The 4,134-nt window shown below is 73.5% G+C and carries 4 protein-coding genes; 1 reads left to right on the top strand and 3 read right to left on the bottom strand.

The window, feature by feature from the left end:
• Positions 1 to 247 precede the first annotated feature (247 nt).
• The 3 genes from RIF68_RS29495 to pgsA are packed head-to-tail and all read right to left on the bottom strand — an operon-like array spanning position 248 to position 2,972.
• Positions 248 to 1,402: a glycosyltransferase family 4 protein gene (locus RIF68_RS29495; protein ID WP_309054338.1), complete on the bottom strand. Its 1,155-nt coding sequence runs from the start codon at positions 1,400 to 1,402 to the stop codon at positions 248 to 250.
• Positions 1,399 to 2,316, bottom strand: a complete 918-nt coding sequence (locus tag RIF68_RS29490) for a phosphatidylinositol mannoside acyltransferase (protein ID WP_309054337.1) — start codon at positions 2,314 to 2,316, stop codon at positions 1,399 to 1,401. Before RIF68_RS29490 ends, RIF68_RS29495 begins: the two co-directional genes overlap by 4 nt.
• Positions 2,313 to 2,972, bottom strand: a complete 660-nt coding sequence (pgsA, locus tag RIF68_RS29485; RefSeq protein WP_309054336.1) for a phosphatidylinositol phosphate synthase — start codon at positions 2,970 to 2,972, stop codon at positions 2,313 to 2,315. Before pgsA ends, RIF68_RS29490 begins: the two co-directional genes overlap by 4 nt.
• Positions 2,973 to 3,269: 297 nt before the next feature.
• Here pgsA and RIF68_RS29480 point away from each other — a divergent pair.
• A partial coding sequence (locus RIF68_RS29480) for a GTP-binding protein (protein WP_309054335.1) occupies positions 3,270 to 4,134 on the top strand: 865 nt, incomplete at its 3' end.

The raw sequence follows: 4,134 nt of genomic DNA, 5'->3' as shown, positions 1-4,134 counted from the left end.
GCTGCCGCCCGGGTGGCGGACGAGATAGGCGAGGGAGGGCTCCACGCGCGCGTGGGGGCCTCCCCATTCGTCGGCGGGCCGGGTGAAGTGACCGAGGTCGAGCCGGGTGATCGAAGGCATGGGGCAAGCCTGCCCCGCGGGGCGACGGAGCATCCGGGGGCGCTGAGGTCCGGCCGGGGGTCCGTTACGGGCCGGGGGCGGGCGGGCGGCCCGGGGGGCCGGTGTCGTACCGGGTCCGCCGGTCCCGTCACAGGCCCAGCCGCGCCCGCAGTCCGCCCGCGCGTTCGTCGGTGTCCACCGCCGCGGCGCCGTCCGTCACCGTCTCGTAGACGGCGAGGATGTCCGCGCCCACCGTGGCCCAGTCGAAGCGGCGCACGTGGGAGGAGCCTCGCCGGCTCAGCTCGGTCCGGCGGGCCTCGTCGCCCAGGAGGCGGACGGCCGCGTCGGCGAGGGCGTCCGCGTCCTCGTTGGCGAACAGTTCACCCGCCGCCCCCTGGTCGAGGACCTGTGCGAAGGCGTCCAGGTCGGAGGCGAGCACCGGCGCCCCGGCCGACATCGCCTCGACGAGGATGATGCCGAAGCTCTCGCCGCCGGTGTTGGGCGCCACGTACACGTCCACGCTGCGCAGCAGCCGCGCCTTGTCCTCGTCGCTGACCATGCCGAGGAACTCCACCCGGGAGCGCATCGCGGCGGGCAGCGAGGCGACGGCCTCCTCCTCGTCACCGCGTCCGGCCACCAGCAGCCGGGTCTCCGGGCACGCGGCGAGGATGCGCGGCAGGGCCCGCATGAGGACCGGCAGGCCCTTGCGGGGTTCGTCGATGCGGCCGATGAATCCGAGCGTGCCGCCCTGCCACTCCTTCTTCGGCTCGGCGCGGGCGAAGAAGTCCACGTCGACGCCGTTCGGGATGAGGACCGCGTCGCCGCCGAGGTGCTCGACGAGCGTCCGGCGGGCGTACTCGCTGACGGCGATCCGGGCGCTGATCTTCTCCAGGGCGGGCTGGAGGATCGGGTAGGCGGCGATCATCGCCCGCGAACGCGGGTTGGACGTGTGGAAGGTGGCGACGATCGGCCCCTGCGCCGCCCAGCAGGTGAGCAGGCCGAGCGAGGGCGAGGTCGGCTCGTGGATGTGGACGACGTCGAAGGTGCCGTCGTGGAGCCAGCGCCGTACCCGCGCCGCCGAGAGGAAGCCGAAGTTGAGCCGGGCCACGGAGCCGTTGTACGGCACGGGGACGGCCCGGCCGGCGGAGACGACGTACGGCGGCAGCGGGGTGTCGTCGTCGGCGGGGGCGAGGACGGAGACCTCGTGGCCGAGCCGGATGAGGTGCTCGGCGAGGTCGCGGATGTGGAACTGGACGCCGCCGGGGACGTCCCAGGAGTACGGGCAGACGATGCCGATCTTCACGGTCTGCGGCCCTTCCCGCGCTCGTCCAGGTCCGCGAGCCACAGTCGTTGCAGCATGTGCCAGTCCTCCGGGTGATCCGCGATGCCTTCGGCGAAGGCGTCGGCCAGCGCCTGTGTCATCACGGACGTCTTCTCGGCCCGGGTGCCTGTCTCGGGGACCTCGATGGGCGCGTGGATGCGCCCCTTCATGACCGGGGTGTCGTCGTACCAGAGCGTCGCCGGCAGGAGCAGCGCGCCGGTCTGCTGGGCGAGCATGGCGGGGCCGCCGGGCATACGGGCGCGCTCTCCGAAGAAGGTCACCTCGCTGCCGGAGGACGAGAGGTCACGGTCGGCCACCAGGCAGACCAGACCGCCGGCCCGCAGCCGCCGGGCGAGGGTGCCGAAGGCGGCGCCGCCGGTGTGCGGTACGACCTCCATGCCGAGGGACTCGCGGTAGGCCACGAAGCGGTCGTAGAGCGACTCGGGCCGCAGCCGCTCGGCGACGGTGGTGAAGGGCACGCCGAGCGCGCGGGTGGCCCACACGCCGGCGAGGTCCCAGTTGGCCAGGTGCGGCAGGGCGAGGACGACACCGCGCCCGGAGGCGAGTGTCTCCGTCATGACGTGGATGTCCTTGATGGAGACGCTGCTCGCGACGCGCTCGGTGCTCCAGGTCGGCAGCCGGAAGGACTCCATCCAGTAGCGCATGTACGAGCGCATGCCGGCCTTCGACAGCGCGGCGAGGCGCTCGGGAGTGGCGTCCGGCACCACGCGCGCGAGGTTGGCCTCCAGGCGGAGCACGCTCGCACCACGCCGCTTCCAGGCGGTGTCGGCGATCCGCCGGCCGAGGCCCGCGGCGACCGGTTCGGGCAGCTTCTTCACGGTGGACCAGCCCAGCCCGTACAGGCCGTCGGTCAGCCGGTCCTTCAGCGCGCTCATGACGCCGCCCCACCCCCCGGGGCCGCGGCGTCCGCCTCGGCCGATTCGCGCCGTACCGTCACGACCCGCTGCCCGAGGGTCACCGCGCTGCCGACGGCCACGATCCACAGCGCGATCGGGAGCAGCACGTCGACGCCCGGCACGCCGAAGGCGTGCAGCCCGGCGAGACCGGCGGCGACCAGTGAGATCACGAGCCGCTCGGCGCGCTCGACCAGGCCGTTGACGGCGACCGGGAGGCCGATGGACTCACCGCGCGCCTTGGTGTACGAGACGACCTGACCACTGGCCAGGCAGAAGATCGACACGGCGCACAGCACGTTGTCGTCACCGCGGCCCGCGTACCAGAGCGCGAAGCCGCCGAAGATCGCCCCGTCCGCGACGCGGTCGAGCGTCGAGTCGAGGAAGGCGCCCCAGCGGCTGGAGATCCCCGCCTGCCGGGCCATGTTGCCGTCGACCAGGTCGGAGAAGACGAAGAGGGTGATGACGATCGTGCCCCAGAAGAATTCGCCCCTGGGGAAGAAGACCAGCGCACCGGCCATCACTCCCGCGGTGCCGATGAGCGTGACGGCGTCCGGGCTGACGCCCCGGCGGAGCAGAAACGCGGCGAACGGTGTGAGGACACGCGTAAAAAACGCACGCGCGTACTTGTTCAGCATGGCCTTCCCGAGGTTCGGTGGGCCGCGCGGCCCCAATGACCACCGGCTCACCCATCGTAGCCACGCGGTCGGCGCCGCACCGGAGCGCACCCGTCCCGCCGCGTCGGCGTGCCCCGGGAGCACGCGCGTGGAGGCCGGTCCCGGGGCGTGCGCGCCGGGACGTATGGACGCCTCCCGGTGTCGGTGCCAAGCTCGAAGGACCACCGCGGGCACCGCCGGAGCCGCTCCGCGTGACGCCACTCCCCCTGCGCCCGCGCCCCACCCCACCGTGCGTCGCACGCAGTCGGGAGGAACACCATGGGCGACAAGGCGAACACCCCCACCGGAGCCGCCGGAGGGGCTCCGACGGCCGACCGGCCCGCCGCGGTACGGAACGTGGTGCTGGTCGGCCACAGCGGATCGGGCAAGACGACCCTGGTCGAGGCGCTGGCGCAGGCGGCCGGGGCGGTCGGCCGGGCGGGCCGGGTCGAGGACGGGGCGACGGTCTCCGACCACGACGAGATCGAGCACCGGCAGCAGCGTTCCGTGCAGCTCTCGCTGGTGCCCGTCGCCTGGGACGGGTTCAAGGTCAATCTGCTGGACACCCCGGGGTACGCCGACTTCGTCGGGGAGCTGCGGGCCGGTCTGCGCGCGGCGGACGCTGCCCTCTTCGTCGTCTCGGCCGCCCAGGAGGCCGACGCGATCGCCGCCTCCACCCGGATGCTGTGGGAGGAGTGCGCTGCCGTCGGCATGCCCCGGGCCGTCGTCGTCACGCACCTGGACACGGCCCGTACGGACTTCACCGAGCTCACCGCCGTCTGCGCGGATCTCTTCGGGCACGACGACCCCGACGCGGTGCTGCCTCTGTATCTGCCGGTGCGCGGTACGGAGGGGGCCGACGGTCACGCGCCGGTGACCGGCCTCGTCGGCCTGCTCACGGAGCGGATCCTCGACTACTCCACGGGCACGCGCCGCGAGGCGGCCCCGGACGCAGCGCAGCGGGAGCTCATCGCCGAGGCGCGGGGGCGGCTCATCGAGGGAATCATCGCGGAGAGCGAGGACGAGACCCTCATGGACCGCTATCTCGGCGGCGAGGAGATCGACGTCGACACGCTGATCGACGATCTGGAGAGGGCCGTGGCCCGGGGCACGTTCCACCCGGTGCTGGCGGCCGCGCCGGCCG

This window comes from Streptomyces sp., assembly GCF_031178505.1.
Classification (GTDB): Bacteria; Actinomycetota; Actinomycetes; order Streptomycetales; family Streptomycetaceae; genus Streptomyces; species Streptomyces gulbargensis.
This window is presented reverse-complemented; position numbering and strand designations above follow the sequence as displayed.